Origin of the sequence: Actinoplanes auranticolor (assembly GCF_018332655.1) — a bacterium.
GTDB lineage: Bacteria > Actinomycetota > Actinomycetes > Mycobacteriales > Micromonosporaceae > Actinoplanes > Actinoplanes auranticolor.
Genome location: NZ_BOQL01000006.1, coordinates 1 through 23,973, shown reverse-complemented (window position 1 = coordinate 23,973; position 23,973 = coordinate 1). Strand labels below are relative to the sequence as shown.

Here is a 23,973-nt window from a genome sequence, read left to right as displayed (position 1 = left end):
GATGCTGTTCCATGAGACACCGGCTCTCCCTGGCCGGCCAGTTGCTCGCCCTGCAACTGGCCATCGTGCTGCTCGTCGTCGGGGCGGTCGCCGCCGTCTCCATCGCAGAGGCCGACGCCGCGTTCCGCCGGGTCGAGGGTGAGCGGCTGCGCTCGGTCGGCGAGAACGCGGCCATCAACCGGACCGTGCGGCTGGGGCTGGGCAATCCCCTGGCCCGCGACGCGCTGGAGACGGTGGCGGAGAGCGCCCGGGCGGTGTCCGGTGCCTCGTACGTGGTGGTGGCCGACGCGGCCGGCACCGTCGTCACCGGCCCGGACGCCGGGCGGCCGGCGCCGATGGCCGGCAGTCCGGCGCTCAGCGGCCGGTCGTGGGTCGGTGTCCTCGACAACGGCAGCAAGGCCCTGGTCGCCCACGTTCCCGTGCTGGACGAGCGGGACGGTCACTTCATCGGGCTGATCATCGTGGGCCGGGCCTATCCCACCCTGGCCGACCTGCTCGCCAGCGCGCTGACGAACCTGCTCACCTACCTGGTGCTGGGCGCGGCGCTCGGCGTCGGCGGTTCGCTGCTGCTGGCGCGGCGGGTGAAGCGCCAGACCCTGGGCCTGGAACCGCGCGAGATCACCGGCCTGGTCGAGCACCGCGAGGCGATGCTGCACGGCATCAAGGAGGGCGTGATCGGCACCGACGCCGCGCACCGGGTGACCCTGGTCAACGACGAGGCGATCCGGCTGCTCGGGCTGCGCCCGGACGCGGTCGGCCGGTCGCTGCTGGAGCAGGGTTTCGAGCCGGCGCTGCTGGACGTGCTCACCGGCCGGTCGGAGGGCGTCGACCAGGTGGTGCTCAGCGACGACCGGGTGGTGGTGCTGAACCGGCAGCCGGTGGTCATGCGGGGCCGCGCCGCGGGCTCGGTGACGACCCTGCGTGACCGTACCGAGCTGACCGCCCTGCGCCGGGAGCTCGACGTCAGCCGGCACACGACCGACACCCTGCGGGCGCAGGCGCACGAGTTCGTGAACCGGCTGCACACCATCTCCGGCCTGGTCGAGCTGGGCGAGCACGAGGAGGTGGTCCGCTACATCAACCGGACGAGCGAGCTGCACGAGACGCTCAACCGCGAGGTGACCCAGGCGATCCGGGATCCCGCACTGGCCGCGCTGCTGATCGCCAAGGCCAGCCTGGCCGCCGAGCAGGGGGTGACGCTGAGGATCGCCGACGGCACCGACCTGGCGCCGGTGGACGACCACCTGTCGGCCGACCTGGTGACGGTGGTCGGCAACCTGGTGGACAACGCGCTCGACGCGGTGGGACCCGGCGGGTCCATCACGGTACGGGTGACGACCGGGCCGGACGGCGAGGTGGTGGTGACCGTGACCGACTCCGGGCCGGGCGTCGAGCCTGCGCTGGCCGAGCGGGTCTTCCAGCAGGGCTGGAGCACCAAGGACCAGGCCGACGGCCACCACGGGCTCGGCCTGGCGATGATCCGGCTGATCAGCGCGCACCGCGGCGGCGGCGTCGAGGTGCAGGGCTCGACCTTCACCGCGCGGCTGCCGCCGGTCCGGGAGGTGGCGGCGTGATCCGGGTGCTGGTGGTGGACGACGACTTCATGGTGGCGAAGGTGCACCGCGGTTTCGTGGACCGGGTGCCCGGCTTCACCACGGTCGGGGTCGCGCACACCGGGGCGGACGCGCTGGCCCAGATCGCCGCGGTGCGCCCGGATCTGGTGCTGCTGGACATCTACCTGCCGGACATCACCGGGCTGGACGTGCTGCGGCGGCTGCGGGAGAGCGGCGACGGCGGACCGGACGTGCTGGCGGTGACCGCGGCGCGGGACGTGTCGACCGTACGCTCGGCGCTGCGCGGGGGCGTCGTGCACTACGTGCTCAAGCCGTTCGGTTTCGACGTGCTGCGCGACCGGCTGGAGCGCTACGCCGCCGTGCACGACCGCCTCGCGCTCAGCGCCGACGTGGGCCAGCCCGACGTGGATCAGCTGTTCGTGACGCTGCGGATGGCCAGCGCGCCGATGCCCAAGGGGCTGACCGCGGACACCTCCCGGCTGATCGCGGACGCGATGCGGGACTGCCCGGGTGACCTGTCCGCCGAGGAGTGCGCCGAGCGGATCGGCCTCTCCCGGGTGAGCACCCGCCGCTATCTCGAGCACTTCGTCACCGCGGGAAAGGCCGAGGTCCGGCTCCGTTACGGCTCAGCGGGCCGGCCGCAACGCCGGTACCGCTGGATCGCCTAGCTACCCGAAGTTCACGTCCGCGCACCAGTAGTAGACCTGGTCGGCGTGCCCGGCCTCCCACACCGTGTAGACGATGTGCCGGCCGGTCAGCCCCGGCGCGCTCACCGGGATCTTCACCGACACGCCACCCAGCGACGGGTCGGTGGAGGTGTCGCCGACGCCGGGCGCGATCGGCCCGGTGTCCTTGAGCAGGGCGAGGTCGCTCCAGGCCAGGCGCTGGGTCAACGGGTTGAAGCCCTGCCGGCTCACGTAGACCCGGAAGTACTTCGCGCCGTGCCGGGCCTGGTCCTGGGCCACCACGGTGAACGCCGACGAACTGGGGATCCGGGTGGCGGTCCAGTTGCCCGGCGTGTCCAGCGCCGAGTAGCGGGTGCCACCGGTGTTGCCGGCGCTGCACAGTGTGCCGTTCGGGACGGCGGCCTGGTGGTTGCCCTGGACGTTCTCCCGGTAGAGACCGTTCCAGTTCCACATCGCGGTGGTGTCGGCCTGCCAGGCCTGCCAGCACATCGGGTCGGCGGTGGCCATGGCCGGGTTCTGGAAGTCGCTGCCCCAGCGCTTCCAGCAGCCGTAGTTGCGGGATGCGGGGTCGATGGTCGAGCCGTGGGCGAACGCGCCGTCGGCCAGTGCGGTGGTGAGCAGCAGGACGGCTGCCACCAGCACGGTGAAGGTGCGGGCCACGGGTCGGGGCAGACTGATGGTCGAGGACATGGTGCCTCCAGCACTCGAGGAAGGATCGAGATGCCCGGGCACGGCTCACCGGGGGGACGATCGGCGGACGCGCGCAGGCATCGGTGGACAGTGGGCCGGAAGTTTCGCCCTCTTCCGGCCGGCCCGATCTCCCGCGGTGGTCCCGCACCGAGAGTTCCAGATTCCATCCATGTCTGTCAATGTAAGGGCGGCGCGGTGGTGCCCCGGACGACCAGGCGGGGCGGGACCACGACCTCGCGCCGGGCCACCGCCGCCCCTTCGATCCGGTCGATCGCCCGGCCCACCGCGAGCCGGGTCATCGTGACGGCGTCCTGGGCGACCGTGGTGAGGTCGACGTGGGCCAGCCGGGCGAGCCGGCTGTCGTCGTAGCCCACCACGCTGACGTCACCGGGCACCGCGCGGCCGTGCCGGGCGAGCACGTCCAGGACGCCGGTGGCACAGCGGTCGTTGAAGACCGTGACGGCGGTCGGCACGTCGTCGAGGAGCACCCGCGCCGCCGCCGCGCCCTCCTCCTCGGTCAGGCCACCGGGGATGATCCGCGCGTAGCCGTCGAGGCCGTGGCTCCTCATGGCGTCGCGATAGCCGCGGCGGCGCTCCGCAGCGCCGGGCGCGCGTCCGCCGTCGATGTGCACGATCGCGCGGTGGCCGAGCCGGACCAGATGGTCGACGGCCTGGCGCAGCCCCTCGGCGTCGGCGGTGCGGACGACGTCCACCGCCGGGTCCCGGACGCTCCGGGCCAGGACGACGACGGGCAGCCGGGTGGCCAGCCGGGCCAGGCTCGCGGTGGGCTCCTGCGGCCCGAGCAGGATCAGCGCCTCGCAGCGGTCCTGGAGCAGGCCGGCCGTCGCCTCCCGCTCGTCGCGGCCCGGGGTGACGGCGCTCAACGCCACCTCGTAGCCGGTCTCCCGGGCGGCGGTGTAGAGGTCGGTCACCAGGTCGCCGTGGAAATCGTGCTGGATGCCGAACACGACGCCCAGCAGCCGGCTGCGGCCGCTGCGCAGCAGCCGGGCCCGGCTGTCCGGGTGATAACCCAGCTCGTCGGCCGCCTCCAGGATCCGTCGCCGCGTCGCGACACCGGCGCCGGGTTCGTCCCGCATCACCAGGGACACCAGCGACTTCGACACCCCGGCCCGGGCCGCCACGTCGGCCAGGGTCGCTCTCCGCTCCGCGCTGCGCACCGGCCCAGACTAGTCGCACAGTCTGGAACGTTCCAGGTTCACCCCTTGACGACGGCCGGGGCAGCGGCTCACTCTCGGGGCATGGAACGTTCCAGTAAGGAAGTCGGAGTCGCGCTGATCGGGTCGGGCCGGATGGGGTCGTTCCACGGCGGGACGGTGAGCCGCCGCCTGCGGGGCACCCGGCTGGTGGCGGTGGCCGATCCCGCGCCGGGCGCGGCCGAGGCGCTGGCCGGGGCCCTCGACGCCGACCGGGCGTACACCGACGCGGCGCAGGTGTGGGCCGACCCGGAGGTCGACGCGGTCGTGATCGCCGCGCCCGCCCGCTTCCACGCCGGCCTGGTCGTCGCGGCGGCCGAGGCGGGCAAGCACGTGTTCTGCGAGAAGCCGATGGCGCTCAGCCTCCCGGATGCCGACCGGGCCGTCGCCGCCGCCCGCGCCGCGGGGGTGGCGCTGCAGGTCGGGTTCAACCGGCGGTTCGCCCCCGACTGGCAGGCGGCGCGGGCGCTGCTGGACGCGGGCACGATCGGGACGCCGCGGCTGCTGCGGTCGCTGACCCGGGACCCGGGCGGTTTCGATCCGGCGCACGTACCGCCGGGCACGATCTTCCTGGAGACGCTGATCCACGACTTCGACACGCTGCGGTTCCTCAATCCGGGCGCCGAGGCCGTCGAGGTCTACGCGGTCGCCGACGCCCTGGTCGAGCCGGCGTGGCGGGACCGGGGTCTGCTCGACACGGCCGTGGTGACGGTCCGGTTCGACAACGGCGCGGTCGGCACGGCCGAGGCCTGCTTCGAGGCCGCCTACGGCTACGACGTGCGCGGCGAGGTGTTCGGCCCGGGCGGCACGGCCACGCTGGGCGACGGCCGCCGTACCACGATGGTCTTCTCCGGCGCCGGGGGCCGGACGGCCGAGACCGTCGGCAGCGACCAGGAGTTGTTCGCCGGCGCCTACACCGCCGAGCTCGCCGCGTTCGCCGACGCCGTCCGGACCGGCGCGCCGGCCCCGGTGACCGGGCAGGACGCCCGGGCCGCGCTGGCCATCGCCCTGGCCGCCGCCGCGTCGGTGGCCGGCAACCGCCCGGTACGCCTCGACGAGGTGACCGGGTGAGCGGCTACCGGCTGGCGGTCTGCGCCGAGATGGTCTTCCTCGACCTGCCGTTCGCCGAGCGGGTCCGGCGCATCGCCGCGCTCGGGTTCGAGGTGGAGATGTGGGGCTGGGCCACCAAGGACATCGCCGCGCTGTCCGGCACCGGAGCGACGTTCTCGTCCATGACCGGCTACCTGCGCGGCACCCTGGCCGACCCGGCCGGCGCCGAGGAACTGCTGGCCACCGCCCGGCAGTCCCTGGAGGTCGCCGAGCGACTGGACTGCCCGCGGCTGAACGTGCAGATCGGCGAGGGGAGTCTCGTCCGGCTCGTCGAGCGGGCCCTGCCGTGGGTCGGCGAGATCCAGGTCGCCGACGTGCCGGGCCGGTGCGAGCCGGGCACCGGCGAGATCCACTATCCCGCCGTCGCCGCGGCCCTGCACCGGCTCGGCTACCAGGGCGTCGTCGGCCTGGAAGGCTGGGCGGCGGGCGAGGAGGAGACGGCGCTCGCGAGCTTCCGCCGCGCGTTCAGCTAGATCAACGAGCGGCGTTCGCGCTGGGATCGAGGTGGATGGCGAGATCGGTACGGCCGGGCAGGAGGTCTTCGCGCAGCGCCCGCGTGCCGTGATAGTCGCCGTCGCGTAGGCGCCGATAGGGCCGGGCCGGTTCCGAGCCGGCCGTGCGCACCCGTCGGCGCAACCGTTCGATCTCGTCAGCGACCCCGGCGCTGTCCAGACCGTCGGCGTCGTGGATCACGTGCAGGTCCAGGGTCTCGATACCCACGTACCAGAAGACGCCGTGGGTCAGCGGAAACAGCAGGGAGTCGAGATCGCCGCTGATGCCGCGTGGGCCGATCGACTTCGCGTCCTCGCCGGCGGTCACCACGATCAGCGCCTTGCGCCCGGCGAGTCCACCGTCGCCGTAACGCCGGGGCAAGCCGAGGTCCGGGTCGGTGTCGCCGTAGGCGAACCCGCTGGTGAGTACCCGGTCGAACCAGCCCTTCAGGATCGCCGGCGGCCCGTACCACCACAGGGGGAACTGCACGACCAGCAGCTCGGCGGCGGCGAGCTTGGCCTGCTCCGCGCGTACATCGTCGCTCAGCTGGCCCCGGGCATACGCCTCGCCCGCCAGTTCGGCGATGTTGCCCGGCCGGCCGGCGAGATCGCCGAGGTCACGGTCGCCGAGAACGGGATCGAAGCCCTGTGCGTGCAGGTCGGAGGTCAGAACCTCGTAGCGTTCCGACAGCGCCTCGACCCCGGCGGTGAAGAGCCGGTCGTTGAAGGACCCGCGGCGCGGATGCGCGTACACCCAGAGGGCGGTGCCGGGCTTCGAGGAATGGCTGATGGTCATGGTCTCGTCTCCGTCGTGCCGGGCTCGCCGTCGACGGCGAGGGCGGTGATGACGCGGGTGAGGACGCCGCGCGCGCGCTCGGGGCTGATCCGGCCGGCGAGCGCGTTGCGGGCCAGAGCGTCACCGGCGCCGATCAGCGCGTGCAGGCCGGCGGCGTCGATGGGCCCGCAGAAGGGTTCGAGGGCCGTACGGCATCGGGCGAGGTAGGCGGCTTCCGCTTCCTGGCGCACCTGGCTGAGGGTGGCGGAGCCGGCGAGGGCGGCCACCACGTCGGCCAGCTCGCGGCCCTCCACGAGGCAGCAGTCGATGTAGGCCCCCGCGACGATGCCGGCCACCGCCGGAAGGGAGGGTGCGGCCTCGCGCAGCGCGACGTCCAAGGTCTCGCGCTGGCGCGCCTCGAACTCGCGGTACAGCTCGGCGAGGATGCCGGCCCGGTCGCCGAAGTGGTCGTAGACCAGCGGTTTGGTCACCCCGGCCCGCTCGGCGAGCCGCCCGAGGGTGAGTTCGTCCGTGCCCTCCTCCCGAATGAACCGGCGTGCCACTTCCAGAAGCTGGGCATGGCGATCCGGTTTGGACAGGCGTCGACGCGAGGTGGCGCCCTCCCCGACATGCATGTGACCTCCCGATTGCAGTTACCATTGGTAACTTACCATAGGTAACTTCGCCGGGAGAGGCGCCCTAGTCGTCCTCGGCGAACACCAGCTTCTTCGGCTCGTCGCGCGAATCGCGGCCGCGCAGCCGGGCCACGATCCGCGGCAGGTACGGCACCACGAACGCCAGCACCGCACACGCGAGCAGCACCGCGGTCAGCGGCCGGGTCACGAACGTGCTCAGGTCACCGTTGGCCACCAGCAGCGCCCGGCGGAACTGCACCTCCATCATCGGGCCCAGGATCAGGCCGAGGATCACCGGCGCGATCGGGAAGTCGAAGTGGCGCATCCCGAAGCCCACCACCCCGACGGCGTAGGCCATGAACACCTGGTTGACGCTGCCCGTGGCGGCGTAGACCCCGAGCGTGGCGAAGACCAGGATGCCGGCGTACAGGATGGGTCGCGGGATCTGCAGCACTTTGACCCAGACCCGGATCAGCGGCAGGTTGAGCAGCAACAGCAGCACGTTGCCGACGTAGAGCGAGGCGATCAGCGCCCAGACCAGCTCGGGCGAGGTGTCGAACAGCTGCGGGCCGGGCTGCAGGTTGAAGATCTGGAAGGCGGCCAGCATGACCGCGGCGGTCGCGGAGGTGGGGATGCCGAGGGTCAGCAGCGGTACGAGCACACCCGAGAACGCCGCGTTGTTGGCCGCCTCCGGACCGGCAACCCCCTCGATCGCACCCTTGCCGAACTCGGCCCGGTCCCGCGCCCGGTGCTTCTCGTAGGTGTACGACAGGAACGTCGGCACGTCCGCCCCGCCCGACGGCAGCGCCCCGAACGGGAAGCCGACCGCCGTCCCGCGCAGCCAGGGACCCCAGGAGCGCCGCCAGTCGTCGCGGGTGAGCCAGCCGTGCCGGGCCGAGCCCGGCTCCAGCGGATGCACGTGCTCGGGCAGGTGCCGCAGCCGGCTCGCGACGTACAGGGTCTCGCCGATCGCGAACAGACCGACGATCACCACCACGATGTCCACGCCCTCCAGCAGCTCCATCGTGCCGAAGGTGAACCGGGCCTGCCCGGTCAGCGCGTCGATCCCGACCAGGCCCAGGAACAGGCCGAAGACCAGCGACATCAGGCCGCGGACGACCGACCGGCCGACCAGCGCGGTGACCGCGACCATCGCCAGCAGCGCCAGCGCGAAGTAGTCGGCCGCCCGGAACGTGCTCGCCAGCCTGGCCACCGGCTGGGCCAGCAGGCTCAGCAGCAGCGTGGAGATGGTGCCGGCCACGAACGAGCCGATCGCCGCCGTGGCCAGCGCGGCTTTGGCCCGTCCCCGGCGGGCCATCTGATAGCCCTCGATCGCGGTGGCCACCGAGGCCGACTCGCCGGGGGTGTTGAGCAGGATCGAGGTGGTGGACCCGCCGTACATGGCGCCGTAGTAGATGCCGGCGAACATGATGAACGTGCCGATCGGGTCGTCCAGGCTGAACGTGACCGGCAGCAGCAGCGCGATGGTCAGGGCCGGGCCGATGCCGGGCAGGACGCCGACGAAGGTGCCCAGGGTGACGCCGATCGCCGCGTACAGCAGGTACTCCGGGCTCAGCACGGTGCCGAAGCCGGAGAGCAGGTCGCCGAAGACGTTCACAGTGGAAACACCCCCGCGGGCAGAAAGATGTCGAGCAGCCGGGTGAAGGCCAGGTAGACCGCGGTCGGCAGGACCACCGCCACGACGGCGTCCCGGACGAGGTGGCGGCTGCCGAGCACGCGGGAGACCACGACGACGAAAACCGCGGCGGAGACGACGAAGCCGGCGTACTCCAGGGCGACGGCGAAGCCGACCAGGCACGCCACCACCCCGGCCGGGCTCAACCAGCCGGGCTTCTCCTCCGGCGGCGTCTCCCGGGTCCGCAGCTGCGCGATCAGGTACGCCACGGCGATGGCCACCCAGGCCACGGACACCACCACCGGCGCGAGCCGCGGGCTGCGCAGACCGAGATCACCATCGGCTTCCCGCACCGCCGTCCACAGCAGGAACGCGCCGACGAGCACCAGCACGGCGGCGAGGACCACCCCGCCGGTACGGCGGCTCGTCTCCGAGGGCCGTACCGGTACCGCTTCGGTCGTCATCTAGCCGAGCCCGATGTCGGTGAGGACCGTGGTGATGCGCTGGTTCTCGCTGGTGAAGAACGTCGACGCGGCGTCACCGCTCTTGTAGAAGTCCTCCCAGCCCTGCTTCTGCAGCGCGGACTTCCACGACTCCGAGGAGTGCAGCCGGTCCACGAGCGCGGTCACGGCCTCCTTGGTCGGGGCGTCGATCCCGGGCGGGGCGACGACTCCGCGCCAGTTCATCAGCTCGACGTCGTACCCCTGCTCCTTGATGGTCGGCGCCGGCGACCCGCCGCCGACGTCGACGCCGGTCGCGCCGGAGACCGCGAGCGCGCGGACCTTGCCCGACGCGACCAGGTCCTTGAACTCGCTCTGGCCCGAGACGGCGGCGGTCAGGTCACCGGAGAGCAGCGCCGCCTTGGCCTCGCCGCCGCCGGAGTACGCGACGTACTTCATCGCCCTGGGGTCGGCGCCGGCCGCCTTGGCGAGCAGGCCGACCAGGATCTGGTCGGTGCCGCCGGCCGAGCCGCCACCCCAGTTGATCGACGCCGGCGCGGCCCTGGCGTCGTCCATGAGCTGCTTGAGGTTCTTGTACTTGGAGGCGGCCGGGACGACGATGACCTCCTGCTCGGCGGTCAGCGTGGCGATCGGGGTGACCTGGTCCAGCTTGACCGGTGACTTGTTGGCCACCACGCCGCCGACCATCACCAGGCCCATGACCATCAGGTGGTGCGCGTCGCCGCGGTTCTTGGAGACGAGCTGGGCCAGCCCGATGGTGCCGGCCGCGCCGGTCACGTTGTAGACCTCGACACTCTGGTCGACGAGCTTGCCGTCGGTCATCGCCTTCTGCATGGTGCGCGCGGTGAGGTCCCAGCCGCCGCCGGGCGCGGCGGGCACCATGAGCTGCACCGTCTTGGTCGGATAGCGCACCTCGCCGGTGCCGGTCTGCCCGCCGGCGGTGTCCTTCTCACACCCGGCCGCGGTGGCGGCCAGCAGCGCCGCGGCCATCCCCGCGGCGACGACGCGACCCGGGCGCCGCACAACTGTGTCCTTCACGACCGCTCCTCTGTGTTGCCTACGTGTTTCAGAGATGCTGCATCGCGGGACCATCGGCGGTCATCGTTACGGACACGGTGGTCGTTGTGGTCTTTGTGGTCACGGCGGCCTCAGGGCGGCGTGACCTCGCGGTGGCTCAGCCGGCACCCAGGGACAGCAGCGCTTCGACACCGTAGTGATCGGACAGATATCCCCGCCGGCCACCCGGCAGGGTCACCGCGTCCCGCAGGACGATCCGCGCCTCGGCGGACAGCTCCCGCCCGGGCGCCGGCCGGATCAGCACGTGGTCGAAGGCGGGCGGGGCCGGCCAGCGCGGAGTCGGCCGGTACGTCGGCGCGGTGTCGCCGGCCAGCACGTCGGTGAGCCCGGTCCGGGCCAGGAAGCCGGTGAGCGCGGCGGCGTCGCGCGGGACGTTGAAGTCGCCCACGGCCACGACCGGCAGCGCCGGGTCGAGCCCGGCCAGCTCACCGGCGAGGTGATCCAGCTCGGCGCGGGCGACCCGGGTGTAGCGGTTCGCCGGTGACCAGTCGCCGTCGCGGTTGGCGGACAGGTGGGTGTTCGTGATGGCGAGCGGGCCGGCCGGCGTGTCCACGACCGCGAGCTGGACGCCCTTGCGCATGAGGTATTCGGGACGGGGCGGGCCGGTGCGCGGGTACCGCACGAAGCGGGCGGTCCGGATCGGCCGGCGCGAGAGCAGCACCAGGCCGCCCTCCAGCAACAGGGAGCCGGACCAGGCGTGGTGGCCGTAGTGGCGGGCGAGGCGGCGTACCAGGGCGGCCTGGCGACGCACCAGCACCTCCTGGAGGCAGACCACGTCGTAGGAGGACTGCTCCAGGACGACGCCCAGGGCCCGCAGCCGCGCCCGGACGTCACCGCGCATCAGCGCGTTGAAGGTCAGCAGCCGCACCTCGGTCGTCCGGGTCACGCCGGCAGACGCTACCCGGTGGGATCGGTCGCAGCCCGGTCAGGAGAGTCGCCGCGTGCTCTTGGGGACGACAGCCGCCAGTTGGTGGGTCGTCGTCGGCGGTTCCACCCTCCGGATGCTATATCGTCATTTCGTGCATATCGGGCAAATGCCAGCGGGCACGCACGACCTCTTCGTCGCGCTCGGCCTGGCGGTCGCCGGGCTGGTCTTCGCCGCCGAGGTACGCCGGCGTGGCCGTCGCGACGAGCGGCTCTGGTACCTCGTGGCCGGGGTGCTCGTCGGCGGCGCCCTGTTCGGCCGGCTCGGCACCTGGCTGCAGCACCTGGACCTGCGGCAGAACGCGACCCTGGCCGAACAGTGGGCGTACGGCAACCGCAGCATCCTCTCCGGCCTGGCCGGCGCGTACCTGGGTGTGCTGGTCGCGAAACGGCTGTGCGGGTACACCGCCCGCAGCGGCGACCTGTTCGCGCCCGCGATCGCCGCCGGCATGGCGGTCGGCCGGATCGGGTGCCTGCTCACCGAGCTGCCCGGAACGCCCACCGGCGCCGGCTGGGGCATCACCGTCGACGGCGTGCCACGGCATCCCTCTTTCGCGTACGAGATCGCGTTCCATCTCCTCGCCCTGGCCGTGCTGATCAGGGCCCGCGACCGGATCACCCAGCCGGACGCCCTGTTCACCGGCTACCTCGCGGCCTACGCGGCGTTCCGGTTCCTGGTCGAGTTCGTCCGCGGCAACGAGGTGGTGGCCGCCGGCCTCACCCGCCCGCAGCTGTTCCTGCCGGCCTGCGCTCCCCTGCTGGCCTGGCGGATCGTCGTCCTGCTCCGGCGGCACCGGGCCACCCGGGTGCACGAGGTGCCGGCATGATGCCGCCACCACCGCCCCAGCGACCCATCCGGGCCGGCGCCGTCTGGGCCGGGATCGGGTTCGCCGTCCTCGGCCACCTGCTGCTCGCCGGGCTGCTCGCCGCTGCCCTGTGGGGCACCCGGTCCGCGTTCGATCAGGAGATCATCGGCGGCGGCCTGCTCGGCCAGCTGGTGCTGTTCGTCGCGGTCGTCACGGCCGGCACGGTGCTGATCGTCAAGGGCGACCGCGGCATCGGCATCGGGCTGTTCATCGGCTGGGCCGCCGGCCTGATCGTGCTGCCGCTGATCGGGTTCGGGCTGTGCGTGGCCATGATCTCGGCCCAATGAAACGCGCCACCGGAGGAATCACTGATGGGCACCGGCATGCCGCTGCGCGGCGACCGTATCCACCGCTACGTCAACGCGTTCTGCCCGCACTGCCACGAGGAGGACCCGCAGCGCCCGCTGGCCGACGTGGCCCGGCTCTCCGGGCGGCTCGTGGTCCGCGACGAGCAGGTCTGGCTCGAGCGCGGCTGCGCCCGGCACGGCCTCGTCCGCACCCTGTACGACGAGCACCCGCACATCCTGACCTACCTGGAGCGGTGGACCGCGCCGACCAAGCAGCACGAGCCCGACCTGGCCGGCAACTTCGCCCCGGTGCCGGCCGCGTACCTCGACGGGCTCCCGGAGATGCAGACCCAGCACACCTGCATCCTGCTGACCGACCTCACCGACACCTGCAACCTGCGCTGCCCCACCTGCTTCGCCGACTCCTCGCCGGCGCTGGACAGCGTCGTCCCGCTGGCCGACGTGCTGGCCAATCTGGACGCCAGGCTGGTCCGGGAGCGGCAGCGCCTCGACGTGCTCATGCTCTCCGGCGGCGAGCCGACGCTGTACCCGTACCTGGCCGAGCTGCTCGACGCGGTCGCCGCGCGGGACGTCGTCCGGATCCTGCTCAACACCAACGGGCTGCGGATCGCCCGGGACGACGCCCTGCTGGACCTGCTGGCCGCACACCGCGAGCGGGTCGAGGTCTACCTGCAGTACGACGGCGTCAGTGAGCGCGCGCACCGGCAGCACCGCGGCGCCGACCTGCGACGGGCCAAGGAACAGGCGATCGACCGGCTGGCCGGGCGCGGCATCTTCACCACGCTGACCATGACGGCCGCGCTGGGCGTCAACGACGACGAGATCGGCGCGGTGGTCAAGCGGGCGCTGGACACGCCGTACGTGGGCGGGGTGTCGATCCAGCCGCAGTTCGGTTCCGGCCGGTCCGCGGCGATCGACGCCGGCCGCCGGCTCACCCACACCGGGGTGCTGGCCCGCCTCGGCCCGCAGACCGGCGACCTGGTCACCTGGCGGGACCTGACCGCGCTGCCCTGCTCGCACCCGCACTGCTGCTCGGTCGGCTATCTGCTGCGCGACGACACCGGCGAGTGGCGTTCACTGACGGCCCTGGTCGGTCACGACCGGCTGCTGTCCTTCCTGGAGCTGGCGCCCGACGCCGTCGCCAACCGGATCGCCGACACCGAGCTGCCCGCCCAGTTGCGCGGGGTGGTCCGCGACTCGCTGCTCGGCCTGCTCTCGGAGCAGTCGTCGCTGTCGCATCCCCGGGTCGGTGACCTGTGGCGCGACATCTGCGCCAACTGCGACCTGGGGATCGGCACGCTGGCCGCGATGGCGTCGTCGAGCCTGCCCGGCGGCCGGGCCCGGCTGCGCCGGATGCTGGCCGAACGGGTCAAGCGGATCACCGTCAAGCCGTTCATGGACATGGCGACGATGGTGGAGGAACGGCTGCTGCAGTGCTGCGTGCACGTCGGCACCCGCAAGGACGACCGGGACCAGTGTGCGCCGTTCTGCGCCGTGCAGGCCTGGCCGCAGCTGGCGGCCCAGCGCCTCCCGCAAGCAGTGGTGCGGCGGTGACCAGCGCTCCGGCCGATCCGCTGCGGTTGTGTGTCTACGCCACCGTGGCGGCGCTGACCTGGCTGGCCGGGCCGCTGGCGGTCACCGTCTTCGCCGCGCTGGGCCTGGCCGGCTACCTGCGGGCCCGGCGGGCCGGGCTGCAACGGTCGAAATGCGTGCTGCGGGACGTCCGGCTCGTGATGGCGTACCTGGCCGCGCTGACCACGGCCGGGCTGGCCGGGATCGGCTGGCAGTGCTGGACCTGGCTGACGTGACCGGGGGCGCCGCCGGCGGCGACGCCCCCGTGCCGCGGATCAGCAGCGACCGAGATCCTGCCACTGCTGCGTCCAGCCGGGCTCCGAGCCCTGCGTCCAGTACCGGGCCTTCCACAGGTGCTTGCCCTCACCCGAGGGCGGGCCGCCCGGGTCGCCGTTCCGGCTCTTCTCGTGCTTGACGGTCTGACCACCCTGGTACGCCGTCCCGAAAGCCCAGTCCGGGGCCGACGTGCAGTCGCCCTGAGAAGGCGGCGTGGTCGGCGGGCTGGTCGGCGGGGTCGTCGGTGGCGTGGTCGGCGGGGTGCAGCCGCCGGTGGTGTCCACGGTGTCGGCGAACGTGGCGCCGGCCGAGCGGTAGCCCGCGGTCCGCGCGGTCACCTCGGCCGGCGTCAGCGCTTGGTTCTTGGCGAACAGCACCCAGTCCACCTGCTGGATGTACGTGCTGCGCCCGCCCGTGTGCGCCGCCGTGTCGATGAACCACAGATTCCAGTTGATCGTCATGGTCTGCCGCGGGTAGTACTTGCCCGAGTGGTCGCCCACCAGCACACCGTCGATGTAGTACCGGATGTGCCCGTCGGCCACCGTGGCCACCAGGTCGTGCCAGCCGTTGAGGCTGGAACGCTGCTCGGTGTGCATGTTGTCGGCGAACCACGGCTCGGCCCGGTAGGTGTACCAGCTGGTCTGGTAGTTGATCGGGCCGGTCTCGCCCCACCCGCCGTTGGGCAGGTACTCGGAGATGTCCAGCTCGCTGTACGTCGGGTCCATGTCGCCGTTGAGCGGGCTGATCGTGAAGAACGTCTGGTTGATGTGGTCGCCGTCGTTGCCGGCCGTGGGGGTGTCGGTGAAGCGGACCCGGCTGGCGTACGTGCCCTCCAGGTAGCGCTTCTGGGTGCTGTAGAGCTCGGCGTGGTTGGTGCCGGCGCCGGTGCCGTCCGTCGAGGCGGTGAGCTGCATGACCTTCTGCCCGCCCTCGGTGGGGAAGGTGATGCTGCTCGGCGACCACGTCGCCCCCGGCACGCCCGGTCCGCCGGCGTAGCTGCGCGGGGTCCAGCCGTTCGCGGTCAGCGAGCTGTCACCGGCCGAGCTGTAGGAGAAGTCGTCGAACAGGTAACCGCAGTCGGCGGCGGAGGCGCCGGCGGCGTGGGTGAAGACGGCCAGGGAGCTCAGCAGCGTCGTCACACCCAGCAGCCCTAGGAATCTGGACATGGGGGTCCTCCGAAATGGGGGGTGAGGGGACCTACTTGACCGCGCCGGCGGTCATACCGGCGCGGATGTGCCGTTGGAACGCGACGTAGGCGATCAGTACCGGCAGCATGGCGATGGTCAGGCCGGCGAACAGACCGCTCCAGTCACTGCGGTACCCCTGGCTGACCGACAGGGCGGCCAGACCCTGCGCCAGGACGTACCGGTCCGGGTCGGGATTGAGGACCAGCGGGAGCAGGTACTGGTTCCAGAGCCCGAGGAAATTGAAGATGCCGACGGCGACCAGGCCCGGCCGGGCCATCGGCAGCATGACGCGGAAGAAGACCGCGCCGTGCGAGCAGCCGTCGATGAACGCCGCCTCCGCCACCTCACCGGGCAGCGTGCGGAAGAACGAGTGCAGGAAGAAGACCGTGAAAGGCACGGCGTACGCCGCATAGACCAGGATCAGACCGGGGTACGTGCCCAGCAGTCCCAGCCGCTGCACCACGAAGAACAGCGGCACCAGGGCCAGGAACACCGGGAAGAACATGGCCGCGACGAAGGTGTAGTAGATGAACCGGTTGCCCCGGAACTCGTACCGGGCCAGCGCGTAGGCGACCAGCGAGCCGAGCAGCATGGTCAGCAGCAGCGCCCCGCCCACCACGATCAGACTGTTGAGGAAGTAGCGGCCGATGTTGGCCTCGGTCCAGGCCCGCACCCAGTTGCCCGGCTGCGGGGAGGCCGGCAGCGACCACGGTTCGTTGAGGATCTCGGTGTCGGTCTTGAACGAGCTGACCACCGCCCACAGCAGCGGCAGCGCGGTGACCACCGCCCAGGCGAGCATGGCCAGGTGCACCGGGAACACCGCGTAGGAACGCCTCGGCCGGCGCGCGGCAGCCGGCGGTACGGACACAGCGGGCCGTTCGTCCACGAGCGTCATGCCAGCTCCAGCCTCTCCTTGCGACCGGCCCGCAACGCCAGCACGGCCAGCGTCAGGGTGGCGAAGAACAGCGCGACGCCCATGGCCGAGGCGTAGCCGAACTTGCCGTAGGTGAACGCGTTGCGGTAGAGCGAGAGCCCGATGACCTCGGTGGCGCCGTCCGGCCCGCCCGGCCCGACCGTCATCACCTGCACGACCGCGAAGGCGTCCAGCGCGGCGATACCGAGGTACACGAACGCCACCTGCACGGTCTCGCGGACCAGCGGCAACGTCACCTTCCGGAACGTCGCCCAGCCGCCGGCCCCGTCCAGCAGCGCCGCCTCGAACAGCTCCCGCGGGATGCCGTCGATCGCCGCGCTGAACAGCACCACGTAGAAACCGACCGACGACCAGACCAGGACCGCCATCACGGCGATCAGGGCCAGTGCCGGCGACGCCAGCCAGCTCTGGGCCAGGCCGCCGAGCCCGATCGCACGCAATCCCCCGTTCAGCAGTCCGGTGTTCGGGTTGTAGACGAAACCCCACAGCACCGCGATGACCACGAGCGACAACAACTGCGGGAAGAAGTACACGATCTGGTACGCGCCCGAGCCCGCGATGCCGCGCCGCCCGCCCCGCCCGCCGAGGTGCATCATGCTGGCCAGGAACAGTCCGATCCCGATGGTGACCAGCGGGACCACCACCAGCATCACCGCGTTGTTGCGCACCGCGTCCAGGAACAGCGAGTCCCCGCCGAGGCGGGCGTAGTTGCGCGCCCCGACGAAGTGCGCCTCGCCGGCCACGCCGGTCCAGTCGGTCAGCGACAGGTAGAAGGCCTGCGCGTACGGCGACAGCACGAAGACCACGTGCAGCACCAGCGCGGGCACCAGCGCGCCGGCCAGGAACCGCCACCGACCGTGCCGCATCAGCGGGTGTACTTCTGCACCGAGGAGTCCTTGGCGATCGCGTCCGCCGCCTTCTGCACCCGCTGCGCCCACTCCGCCGCCGTGATGCGCTTGTTCACCAGCTCACCGGTGGCGTCGTCGAGGGCCTTGGCCAGCGGGGCGTACCAGGTGCGGAAGCGGTAGGTGAAGGTCTCGGCGCCGGCCGCGGTGACCGCGTCGCGGACCGAGCCCAGCCCGCTGCTCAGGGTCAGCCCGTCGGTCGCCCCGGCCACCGCGGGCAGCGTGCCGGCCGTGGACGCGAACGCCTTGGCGGACTGCTTGGAGAACAGGATCCGCAGGTACTCCATGCCACCGGCGGGGTTCTTCGCCTTGGCCGGCACCAGGAACGACTCGCTGCTGGCGGCCTGCACCGCGGTCGCCTTGAGCTGGTCGCCCGCCGTGCGCGACGGCACCGTCCCCATCACCATGTCGAAGCCCGGCGGAGTGACGTCCTTCTGCTCGCTCTCCAGCCAGGAGCCGCACGGGATGAACGCGGCCTTGCCGTTGGACCAGGCGGCCTGCGCCTCGGTGTGGGTCAGCGCCTCCGAGCCGGCCATGAGATAGCCCTTGCCGGCCAGCTCGGCGAACGCCTCGGCGGCACTGATCAGCCCGGGCGCCTTCCAGGCGTTGGGCTCCAGGTTGTCCACGGCCCTGACCAGCGCGAGCCCGCCGGTCTTGGCGGCCATGCTGAGCAGCGGGTCGTTGATGTACTCCGGGTACTTGCCCTGGTACGTCCAAGGCGCGATGCCCGCCGCCTTGATGGTCGCGCACAGCGCCAGCATCTCGTCCCACGTCTTCGGGTACGCCCACCCCTTCGCCGCGAACAGCGACTTGGAGTACCAGAGCCCCCAGACGGTGTAGGTGAAGTTCAGGGTCAGTGGCGTCTGCCCGAACGTGCCGTCCTCGATCACACCGGGCAGCAGGGTGTCGCGCACCTTCACGGCCGGATCGTCGAAGGACGGCGCGTCGAGCAACGCACTCAGGTCGGTGACCTGCTTCGCGGCCACCAGCGTCGCGATGTCCAGCCGGCTGGCGCCGGTGTTGTCGACGACGTCCGGCGGGGTGTTGGCCACGAACCGGGGCTGCAGGGCCTCACCGATCTTCTGCAGGCCCTGGTGGTCGATCTTCGCGCCCGGGTACTTGCGGGTGTAGAGGGTGCCGGCGTGTTTGGCGTACTCGTCGCCGTACCCGCCCTTGAAGATCACCACCTCGAGCGGGGTCTCGGCCTTGACCCCGAGGGGATTGTCGGCGCTCTTGGCGCCGGTGTTGCCGGCGGCCGGGTCGGCGTCGTCGCCGCCACCGGTCACGCAGCCGCTGAGCAGCGGCGCCGCGACGCCGGCGGCCAGCGCCGTGCGCAGCAGCGTGCGTCTGGTGGGGTACGGTTCGGCCAGGGGTGGGCGGTTCATCAGCTGGGCCTTCTTCCCTAAGCGGTACGCCGGATGCGCCCGGCGTACCGCGCTTCGAGCTCCTTGTTGTGCTCCCGCCCGCCCGGCACGTTGTCGGAGAGGTAGACCGGCGGGGTGATGCCGAGCGCCAGCAGGCGGGCCACGACCTCGGTGACCATCTGCTGGGCCAGCAGGGCGGCGGTGATCGAGGAGACGGCACCCACCGCCCCGGCGATGCCGGCGCCCGCGCTGTAGGGCAGCGCCGCGTCGCCGTAGGGGGCGCCGTTGTCGAGCACGACGTCGGCGAGGTCGGCGAGCTTGAGCCCGCTGTCGTGCCGGGAGTCCACCCGGGCCGAGTGCTCGCGCGAGGTGATCGCGATCAACGCGTGCCCGCGCTGCTTGACCAGCTGCGCCATCTCCACCACGGCGCCGTTGACGCCGGAGTTGCTGGCGATGACGAAGGTGTCGTCGGGCTTGATCGGGGCCAGGTCGTAGAGCCGGTGGGCGACGCTGGGCGTGCGCTCCAGCTGCGGGTCGGTGAGCACGCCGGCGGGCTCGCCGCCGTACAGGACGATGTCGCGCAGCGCGATCTTGTTGGTCGGCACCAGGCCGCCGGCGCGCCCGGCGATCTCCATGGCGAGCGCCTCGGAGTGCCCGCACCCGAAGGCCTGGATCACCCCGCCGGAGCGCAGGGTCGCGGTCAGCAGGTCGGCGGCCCGGGCCACCGCGTCGCGCTGGCTGCTCCCGACCCGGGTGATGGCCTCGGCGATGACCTCGGCGTAGGCGGCGCTTGTGATCGTCACAGCGGCTTGTCCCTCCGTGCTCGCTTGCGGTTGGTGTGGGGCTCGGGCACCCGGTGGGCGTCGACGGCCCGCACGGTGAGCTCGAGGGCCTCGGCGGTGCGCTCGTAGGTGCGCTGGGCCACGGCGACGTAGATCAGGTCGAGGATCAGCAGCTGGGAGTGCAGGGCGGACAGCGCCGCGAGCCGGAAGGTGGTCTCGTGCACCGAGGTCACGAACGCGACGTCGGCCACCTCGGCCAGCGGCGACCGGGCGAACGAGGTCACCGCGACGGTCAGCGCGCCGTGGTCGGCCGCCTCGGCCAGCGTCTCGATGGCCTCGCGGGTGCGGCCGGAGTGCGACAGCGCGATCGCCACGTCACCGGGGCCGAGCAGGGCGGCGTTGGTCAGAGCGGTGTGCGTGTCGGCCCGGTAGCGCACCGGGACCCGGATGCGCTCCAGCCGGAAGGCCATCTCGCTGCCCGCCGTACCGCTGCTGCCCAGCCCGAAGATCTCCACCCGCCCGGCGGTGGCGATCGCCGCCGCGACCCGCTCGACGGCCGCGGTGTCCAGACCGGACGCGGTCGCCTGGATGGCCCGGGTGTCGGCCGCGGTGATCATGTCCAGCACCTTGTCGAGCTGGTCGTCGGGGGTGATGTCCCCGCTGATGTCGGTCTCCCAGCGGGCCTGCTCGGCCCGGCCGGTCTCGGTGGCCACGGCGACCCGCAGGTTCGCGTAGCCCTTGAAGCCGAGCGCCCGGCTGAACCGGGTGACCGTGGCGGTCGAGGTGCCGGACCGCTCGGCCAGGTCCACGATGCTCGCGTGCGCGGCCGTCTCCGGATCGGCCAGGATGGTCTCGGCGATCCTCGCCAGCGCCTCCGGCATGCTGGGCCCCTCGATGCGCAGCCGCACCAGCAGCCCGCCGCTCTCGCCCGTCACCCGATCCCCATTGTGTCGATCCTCGTTTTCATCGATGTCCTGTGTCGATGAAAATTACGACCACTGTGGCTTCTGGTCAACAAAAACTTTCTATGTTTCGATCTGATGCGTGAAGCTGGTGCTGGGAGTCGACGCCGGCGGGACGGCGTCGCGCGCCGTCGTCGCCACCACGGAAGGCGCCGTGCTGGGCCGCGGGTCGGCCGGCCCGGGCAACCCCGCGGCGTCCGGCGCAGCCGCCGCCCGGGCCATCGGTACGGCGGTCCGGGCCGCCCTGCGCGGCCACGATCCGGACGCCGTGATCGCGGGTGCCGTAGGCGTCGCCGGAGTGAGCGCTCTGGACGACCCCCGGGTGTCCGAGACGTTCGCCGACCAGTGGCGGTCGAGCGGCCTGAGCTGCCCGGTCTCCGTCGTCGGCGACGCGGTCACCGCCTTCGCCGCGGGCACGGCGGCACCCTCGGGCGCGGTGCTCATCGCGGGCACCGGCGCGGTCGCGGCCCGCCTGGAGCACCGGCGGATCACCGGCACCGCGGACGGGCTGGGCTGGCTGCTCGGCGACGAGGGCTCGGGCCTGTGGCTGGGCCTGCAGGCCGTCCGCGCGGCGGCACGCGACTGGGCCGGATCAACCCCGGCCGGGCTCGCCGCCGTCGTGGCGGCTCACGCCGGCGTGAACTCTCGGGATGCCCTGGTGCACTGGGCCGGGCGGCAGCCGCCTCCGGCGTTCGCCCGGCTCGCTCCGCTGGTCTGCGCCGCGGCCCGGGCCGGTGACACCCTGGCCGGGCGGCTGACCGCCGAGGCCGGCATCCGGCTCGTCACCACCCTGGGCGAGCTGGGACCCCTGGACGGTCCGGTCGTGCTGGCCGGCGGCCTGCTCACCGGGGACACGCCCGTCCGGGAGGCCGTGCTCGCGGCCCTGCCCGGCCCGGTGGCCACCGCCTACGACCCGGCCCTGGGGGCCGCCTGGCTGGCTCTGTGCAACGTGTCCGGAGTGGACGGCCGACTCGCGGCCCGCCTGCACGACAGCATGCTCCCGGGCTTTTCGGGCAGCGGAGCCTCTCGCCAGGTCTGGACGATCAGTGCCGAATCTTGATCAGTATGGGTCAGTCGTTGGGCCCGGCCAGGAGCGCATCGAGTTTTTCGCTGGCCCGGCGGGCATGGATGGCACCCGGGTCGGCCGGACCGCCGTAGCTGATCGCGATCTGGTGGTCGGTGGAAGGTCTCCGGCATATACCGGCCATCGCCGGGTCGTTCAGGGGACCACCACGGAATCGAACGACTCCCCCGCCTGCAGGCGGCGGACGAGATCGAGCACGGCCTCGGCCCCGCCGTGCGCGGCGGTCCACCGGTCCACCACGCAGGCACTGTCACGGTAGAAGTCCGTCGAGGGCGCCGCACCCGCGCGGACGGCTGCCAGCGCCCGGGCGTAGTCGATCGGGCAGCGCTCACCCGGCGGCTTCGCGGTCAGGTAACGCGGGTCGTTGGAGACCAGGACCGCGATCCCCTCGTGGAACCAGCGGGGCACCTCGTCGTAGCGGCCGCCCAGCCGCCGGTACAGCTCCGCGTGGGTCAGCTCGTGAGTGGCGATCACCACGTCGGCGCCGCCCGGGGACAGCGCGAGAGCCCGGTCCCGCAGGGCCTGCCCCTTCTCGCCACCACCACCGATGCGCTGATAGCAGCCGGCGCTGAGACAGACCAGGACCCGGGGACGGCTGCGCGTCGCACCGAGGTAGTCGCTGACGCGCTGTCTCGCCGCGGCGATCATGCCCACCACCTGACGCCGCTGCTCCGGCGTCGCATCGCCGTCGACGTACACGTCCGGTCCGGCCCGGCGCAGCCCGTGGCAGCCGGGGCAGGCTGCCGCGACGGCGATCGGGTACAGCACCACGAGCGCTGCCACGGCCGCGACCAGGATGACGGCGAGCGCGGCGGCTGTGCGCCACAACCACCGCCGCCGCTTGGTTTCCGGCATCACCGTCTCCTAAGCGTCGCGACGGACGAAGACCAGCCCGGCCGCCGCGACGCACGCGGCGGCCCAGGACAGGAGCACGAGCAGGCCGCCGGCGCGGCCCAGGGCTTCCGGACCGCCCGGCAGGCCGGCCAGGCTGAGGGCCGCGTCGTGCGGCAGGTACCTCACCAGGTCCGGGAGCACGCCGCGGAGCATCGGGGCGACCAGCAGGGCCGCGGCGGACAGCACGGCGAGCGGGATCACCACGGTCCTCGCGATGACAGCGAAGCCGTAGCCGACCAGCGCCAGCAGCAGATACGCGGTCACGAGCGCGGGGAAGGCCGTACCCGTCGCGGCGTGCGGGAACGGGACCGCGACGAGGACGGCGGCGAGGACGCTGACCAGCGCGCACACCGTGGACTTGGCGGCGAACAGCCGGGCCCGGCGTGGCACGGCGAGCAGGCTCACCCGGACCTGCCCGCCCCGGAACTCGCTGCCGGCGGCGAAGACGGCGATCGCGACGAAGACGTAGACCGGGGCCAGCAGCGGGCCCCCGAGCCGGGTGATCGGGACCGGGCCGTCCGGACCGGCGACGCGGACGGCATCCGTCGCGGCCAGGATGCCGAGCACACCGTTGGCGAGCAGCGTGCCGGCCAGCGCGATCCGGATCGCCGGCAGCGTACGGATCTTGATGAGCTCGGCGGCGAGCAGGTCACCGAACCCGATCGGGGCGGCGCCGGTCACCGGGCGTCCCGCTGTACGAGGGTGAGGCCGGCGAGCAGCGAGGTCACCACCGCCCAGCCCACCAGGACGAGGACGGCCTGCCCTGGACCCGACGTGAGATCGCTGGTCTCCGGGTTGAGCAGCAGGTTCCGGCCAGCGCTGACCGGGAACAGCGCGTCCAGGCCCGGCGCGCCGGCCAGCACCTGCGTCATCGTCACGGTGATCAGCGCGAGGCTGACCCCGATGGCCGCCAGGGTGCTGCGGGCGATGACGGCGATCGCGTACGTGCTCACGCCGAGCAGGACCGCGTACAGGATGAACCCGGCCTGGCCCAGCAGCGCGTCGCCGCTGACCGGCAGCCCCGGATCCCACTCCCGGACGCCCAGATGGCTGAACCCGGTGCTGATCGCGGCGATCAGCACCGCCGCCAGGGTGAGGTACCCGGCCGCCGCCACCAGCTTGGCCGCGAGCAGCCGGCCCCGCCGGGGCACCGCGAGCAGGCTCGCCCTCAGCTGCCCGCCGCGGAACTCCTGTCCGGCGATGACCGCCGCCAGGACCGGCAGGAACACGCTCATCTGCAGCGAGGACGCGCGGATGAACTCGAGCAGGGCCGCCCGCGCCGGTTCCGGCCGGCCCAGGAAGATCTCGATGGTCCCGTCCGGCGTGATCTTCGCGACCGCGTCGGCGGTGAGCCCCACCACCTGGGCCTCCACCAGGACCTGCAGGGCCAGGATGGCCCCCAGCACCAGCCAGCCGGCGCGGAGCGTGGTGATCTTCGTCAGCTCCGCCCGGGTGACCGCCCGCAGGGCGCTCATGCCATCGCCTCCGCTGGCGCTCCGGCGATGACATTCGTCGGGCGCAGAGTTGATGATTCGCTCGCGAGCTCGCTCATTGGTGCACCCTTGT

26 protein-coding genes are annotated in these 23,973 nt (G+C 72.5%); 9 read left to right on the top strand and 17 right to left on the bottom strand.

Annotation, left to right across the window (positions count from 1 at the left end; translation table 11 throughout):
- The first annotated feature begins 11 nt into the window (after nucleotides 1-11).
- Together Aau02nite_RS03140 and Aau02nite_RS03135 are read left to right on the top strand one after the other, a co-directional pair.
- Nucleotides 12-1,574, top strand: coding sequence for a sensor histidine kinase (locus tag Aau02nite_RS03140; RefSeq protein ID WP_212986773.1), 1,563 nt, complete (start codon nucleotides 12-14; stop codon nucleotides 1,572-1,574).
- A complete protein-coding gene (locus Aau02nite_RS03135; RefSeq protein ID WP_212986772.1) occupies nucleotides 1,571-2,242 on the top strand; it encodes a response regulator in 672 nt (223 codons plus the stop codon). The genes Aau02nite_RS03140 and Aau02nite_RS03135 overlap by 4 nt, the downstream gene beginning before the upstream one ends.
- Here Aau02nite_RS03135 and Aau02nite_RS03130 read toward each other — a convergent pair whose 3' ends face one another.
- Nucleotides 2,243-2,950, bottom strand: a complete 708-nt coding sequence (locus tag Aau02nite_RS03130) for a lytic polysaccharide monooxygenase auxiliary activity family 9 protein (protein WP_212986771.1) — start codon at nucleotides 2,948-2,950, stop codon at nucleotides 2,243-2,245.
- A gap of 176 nt (nucleotides 2,951-3,126) precedes the next feature.
- On the bottom strand, nucleotides 3,127-4,128 hold the full coding sequence (locus tag Aau02nite_RS03125) for a LacI family DNA-binding transcriptional regulator (protein ID WP_212986770.1): 1,002 nt from the start codon (nucleotides 4,126-4,128) through the stop codon (nucleotides 3,127-3,129).
- An 81-nt stretch (nucleotides 4,129-4,209) separates the two neighbouring features.
- Here Aau02nite_RS03125 and Aau02nite_RS03120 point away from each other — a divergent pair, with 81 nt between their 5' ends.
- Together Aau02nite_RS03120 and Aau02nite_RS03115 are read left to right on the top strand one after the other, a co-directional pair.
- A complete protein-coding gene (locus tag Aau02nite_RS03120; RefSeq protein WP_212986769.1) occupies nucleotides 4,210-5,235 on the top strand; it encodes a Gfo/Idh/MocA family oxidoreductase in 1,026 nt (341 codons plus the stop codon).
- A complete protein-coding gene (locus Aau02nite_RS03115) occupies nucleotides 5,232-5,747 on the top strand; it encodes a hypothetical protein (protein WP_212986768.1) in 516 nt (171 codons plus the stop codon). The genes Aau02nite_RS03120 and Aau02nite_RS03115 overlap by 4 nt, the downstream gene beginning before the upstream one ends.
- A gap of 1 nt (nucleotide 5,748) precedes the next feature.
- On the opposite strand, the gene Aau02nite_RS03110 is transcribed toward Aau02nite_RS03115, so the two are convergent.
- The 6 genes from Aau02nite_RS03110 to Aau02nite_RS03085 form a co-directional block, all read right to left on the bottom strand.
- The gene (locus Aau02nite_RS03110; RefSeq protein ID WP_212986767.1) at nucleotides 5,749-6,561 is read right to left on the bottom strand and encodes an NAD(P)H-dependent oxidoreductase; all 813 of its coding nucleotides are present in this window, start codon (nucleotides 6,559-6,561) and stop codon (nucleotides 5,749-5,751) included.
- A complete protein-coding gene (locus tag Aau02nite_RS03105) occupies nucleotides 6,558-7,103 on the bottom strand; it encodes a TetR/AcrR family transcriptional regulator (RefSeq protein ID WP_212986766.1) in 546 nt (181 codons plus the stop codon). Before Aau02nite_RS03105 ends, Aau02nite_RS03110 begins: the two co-directional genes overlap by 4 nt.
- A gap of 136 nt (nucleotides 7,104-7,239) precedes the next feature.
- The gene (locus tag Aau02nite_RS03100; protein WP_212986765.1) at nucleotides 7,240-8,793 is read right to left on the bottom strand and encodes a tripartite tricarboxylate transporter permease; all 1,554 of its coding nucleotides are present in this window, start codon (nucleotides 8,791-8,793) and stop codon (nucleotides 7,240-7,242) included.
- The gene (locus Aau02nite_RS03095; RefSeq protein ID WP_212986764.1) at nucleotides 8,790-9,275 is read right to left on the bottom strand and encodes a tripartite tricarboxylate transporter TctB family protein; all 486 of its coding nucleotides are present in this window, start codon (nucleotides 9,273-9,275) and stop codon (nucleotides 8,790-8,792) included. The genes Aau02nite_RS03100 and Aau02nite_RS03095 overlap by 4 nt, the downstream gene beginning before the upstream one ends.
- On the bottom strand, nucleotides 9,276-10,310 hold the full coding sequence (locus Aau02nite_RS03090) for a Bug family tripartite tricarboxylate transporter substrate binding protein (RefSeq protein WP_246594851.1): 1,035 nt from the start codon (nucleotides 10,308-10,310) through the stop codon (nucleotides 9,276-9,278).
- A gap of 136 nt (nucleotides 10,311-10,446) precedes the next feature.
- The gene (locus Aau02nite_RS03085) at nucleotides 10,447-11,235 is read right to left on the bottom strand and encodes an endonuclease/exonuclease/phosphatase family protein (protein ID WP_212986763.1); all 789 of its coding nucleotides are present in this window, start codon (nucleotides 11,233-11,235) and stop codon (nucleotides 10,447-10,449) included.
- A gap of 133 nt (nucleotides 11,236-11,368) precedes the next feature.
- On the opposite strand from Aau02nite_RS03085, the gene Aau02nite_RS03080 reads away from it, so the two are divergent.
- The 4 genes from Aau02nite_RS03080 to Aau02nite_RS03065 are packed head-to-tail and all read left to right on the top strand — an operon-like array spanning nucleotide 11,369 to nucleotide 14,255.
- On the top strand, nucleotides 11,369-12,100 hold the full coding sequence (locus tag Aau02nite_RS03080) for a prolipoprotein diacylglyceryl transferase (protein WP_212986762.1): 732 nt from the start codon (nucleotides 11,369-11,371) through the stop codon (nucleotides 12,098-12,100).
- The gene (locus Aau02nite_RS03075; protein ID WP_212986761.1) at nucleotides 12,097-12,426 is read left to right on the top strand and encodes a hypothetical protein; all 330 of its coding nucleotides are present in this window, start codon (nucleotides 12,097-12,099) and stop codon (nucleotides 12,424-12,426) included. Before Aau02nite_RS03080 ends, Aau02nite_RS03075 begins: the two co-directional genes overlap by 4 nt.
- Before the next feature lie 24 nt (nucleotides 12,427-12,450).
- Nucleotides 12,451-14,001: a radical SAM protein gene (locus tag Aau02nite_RS03070; protein WP_212986760.1), complete on the top strand. Its 1,551-nt coding sequence runs from the start codon at nucleotides 12,451-12,453 to the stop codon at nucleotides 13,999-14,001.
- Entirely contained in the window at nucleotides 13,998-14,255 is a 258-nt protein-coding gene (locus tag Aau02nite_RS03065; RefSeq protein WP_212986759.1) for a hypothetical protein, read from the top strand. The genes Aau02nite_RS03070 and Aau02nite_RS03065 overlap by 4 nt, the downstream gene beginning before the upstream one ends.
- Before the next feature lie 39 nt (nucleotides 14,256-14,294).
- Here the strand turns inward: Aau02nite_RS03065 and Aau02nite_RS03060 are convergent, their stop codons facing one another.
- Genes Aau02nite_RS03060 through Aau02nite_RS03035 form a run of 6 tightly spaced genes read right to left on the bottom strand, consistent with a single transcriptional unit; the run spans nucleotide 14,295 to nucleotide 20,402 of the window.
- Nucleotides 14,295-15,461: a glycoside hydrolase family 16 protein gene (locus Aau02nite_RS03060; protein ID WP_212986758.1), complete on the bottom strand. Its 1,167-nt coding sequence runs from the start codon at nucleotides 15,459-15,461 to the stop codon at nucleotides 14,295-14,297.
- A 31-nt stretch (nucleotides 15,462-15,492) separates the two neighbouring features.
- Nucleotides 15,493-16,377: a carbohydrate ABC transporter permease gene (locus Aau02nite_RS03055; protein WP_212986757.1), complete on the bottom strand. Its 885-nt coding sequence runs from the start codon at nucleotides 16,375-16,377 to the stop codon at nucleotides 15,493-15,495.
- Nucleotides 16,374-17,282 (bottom strand): carbohydrate ABC transporter permease, encoded by a 909-nt coding sequence (locus Aau02nite_RS03050; protein WP_212986756.1) that lies wholly within the window; start codon nucleotides 17,280-17,282, stop codon nucleotides 16,374-16,376. Before Aau02nite_RS03050 ends, Aau02nite_RS03055 begins: the two co-directional genes overlap by 4 nt.
- A complete protein-coding gene (gene ngcE, locus Aau02nite_RS03045) occupies nucleotides 17,282-18,706 on the bottom strand; it encodes an N-acetylglucosamine/diacetylchitobiose ABC transporter substrate-binding protein (RefSeq protein WP_212986755.1) in 1,425 nt (474 codons plus the stop codon). The genes Aau02nite_RS03050 and ngcE overlap by 1 nt, the downstream gene beginning before the upstream one ends.
- A 17-nt stretch (nucleotides 18,707-18,723) precedes the next feature.
- On the bottom strand, nucleotides 18,724-19,488 hold the full coding sequence (locus Aau02nite_RS03040; RefSeq protein WP_212986754.1) for a sugar isomerase domain-containing protein: 765 nt from the start codon (nucleotides 19,486-19,488) through the stop codon (nucleotides 18,724-18,726).
- Nucleotides 19,485-20,402: a MurR/RpiR family transcriptional regulator gene (locus Aau02nite_RS03035; protein WP_212986753.1), complete on the bottom strand. Its 918-nt coding sequence runs from the start codon at nucleotides 20,400-20,402 to the stop codon at nucleotides 19,485-19,487. Before Aau02nite_RS03035 ends, Aau02nite_RS03040 begins: the two co-directional genes overlap by 4 nt.
- A gap of 109 nt (nucleotides 20,403-20,511) precedes the next feature.
- Between Aau02nite_RS03035 and Aau02nite_RS03030 the strand changes: the two genes are divergently transcribed.
- The gene (locus Aau02nite_RS03030) at nucleotides 20,512-21,489 is read left to right on the top strand and encodes an N-acetylglucosamine kinase (protein ID WP_212986752.1); all 978 of its coding nucleotides are present in this window, start codon (nucleotides 20,512-20,514) and stop codon (nucleotides 21,487-21,489) included.
- 159 nt (nucleotides 21,490-21,648) lie between these two features.
- Here Aau02nite_RS03030 and Aau02nite_RS03025 read toward each other — a convergent pair whose 3' ends face one another.
- The 3 genes from Aau02nite_RS03025 to Aau02nite_RS03015 are packed head-to-tail and all read right to left on the bottom strand — an operon-like array spanning nucleotide 21,649 to nucleotide 23,882.
- Complete coding sequence (locus Aau02nite_RS03025; protein ID WP_212986751.1) at nucleotides 21,649-22,368, bottom strand: hypothetical protein; 720 nt, start codon at nucleotides 22,366-22,368, stop codon at nucleotides 21,649-21,651.
- 9 nt (nucleotides 22,369-22,377) lie between these two features.
- Nucleotides 22,378-23,088, bottom strand: a complete 711-nt coding sequence (locus Aau02nite_RS03020; RefSeq protein WP_212986750.1) for a hypothetical protein — start codon at nucleotides 23,086-23,088, stop codon at nucleotides 22,378-22,380.
- Entirely contained in the window at nucleotides 23,085-23,882 is a 798-nt protein-coding gene (locus Aau02nite_RS03015) for a hypothetical protein (RefSeq protein ID WP_212986749.1), read from the bottom strand. The genes Aau02nite_RS03020 and Aau02nite_RS03015 overlap by 4 nt, the downstream gene beginning before the upstream one ends.
- Between the last annotated feature and the right edge of the window lie 91 nt (nucleotides 23,883-23,973).

Excerpts from the sequence above, each read along its gene's own strand:
- Aau02nite_RS03015 (WP_212986749.1), bottom strand. The coding sequence starts at position 23,882 with ATGAGCGCCCTGCGGGCGGTCACCCGGGCGGAGCTGACGAAGATCACC.
- Aau02nite_RS03025 (WP_212986751.1), bottom strand. The coding sequence starts at position 22,368 with ATGCCGGAAACCAAGCGGCGGCGGTGGTTGTGGCGCACAGCCGCCGCG.
- Aau02nite_RS03050 (WP_212986756.1), bottom strand. The coding sequence starts at position 17,282 with ATGCGGCACGGTCGGTGGCGGTTCCTGGCCGGCGCGCTGGTGCCCGCG.
- ngcE (WP_212986755.1), bottom strand. The coding sequence starts at position 18,706 with ATGAACCGCCCACCCCTGGCCGAACCGTACCCCACCAGACGCACGCTG.
- Aau02nite_RS03140 (WP_212986773.1), top strand. The coding sequence starts at position 12 with ATGAGACACCGGCTCTCCCTGGCCGGCCAGTTGCTCGCCCTGCAACTG.
- Aau02nite_RS03075 (WP_212986761.1), top strand. The coding sequence starts at position 12,097 with ATGATGCCGCCACCACCGCCCCAGCGACCCATCCGGGCCGGCGCCGTC.
- Aau02nite_RS03130 (WP_212986771.1), bottom strand. The coding sequence starts at position 2,950 with ATGTCCTCGACCATCAGTCTGCCCCGACCCGTGGCCCGCACCTTCACC.
- Aau02nite_RS03110 (WP_212986767.1), bottom strand. The coding sequence starts at position 6,561 with ATGACCATCAGCCATTCCTCGAAGCCCGGCACCGCCCTCTGGGTGTAC.
- Aau02nite_RS03055 (WP_212986757.1), bottom strand. The coding sequence starts at position 16,377 with ATGACGCTCGTGGACGAACGGCCCGCTGTGTCCGTACCGCCGGCTGCC.
- Aau02nite_RS03120 (WP_212986769.1), top strand. The coding sequence starts at position 4,210 with ATGGAACGTTCCAGTAAGGAAGTCGGAGTCGCGCTGATCGGGTCGGGC.
- Aau02nite_RS03070 (WP_212986760.1), top strand. The coding sequence starts at position 12,451 with ATGGGCACCGGCATGCCGCTGCGCGGCGACCGTATCCACCGCTACGTC.
- Aau02nite_RS03060 (WP_212986758.1), bottom strand. The coding sequence starts at position 15,461 with ATGTCCAGATTCCTAGGGCTGCTGGGTGTGACGACGCTGCTGAGCTCC.
- Aau02nite_RS03095 (WP_212986764.1), bottom strand. The coding sequence starts at position 9,275 with ATGACGACCGAAGCGGTACCGGTACGGCCCTCGGAGACGAGCCGCCGT.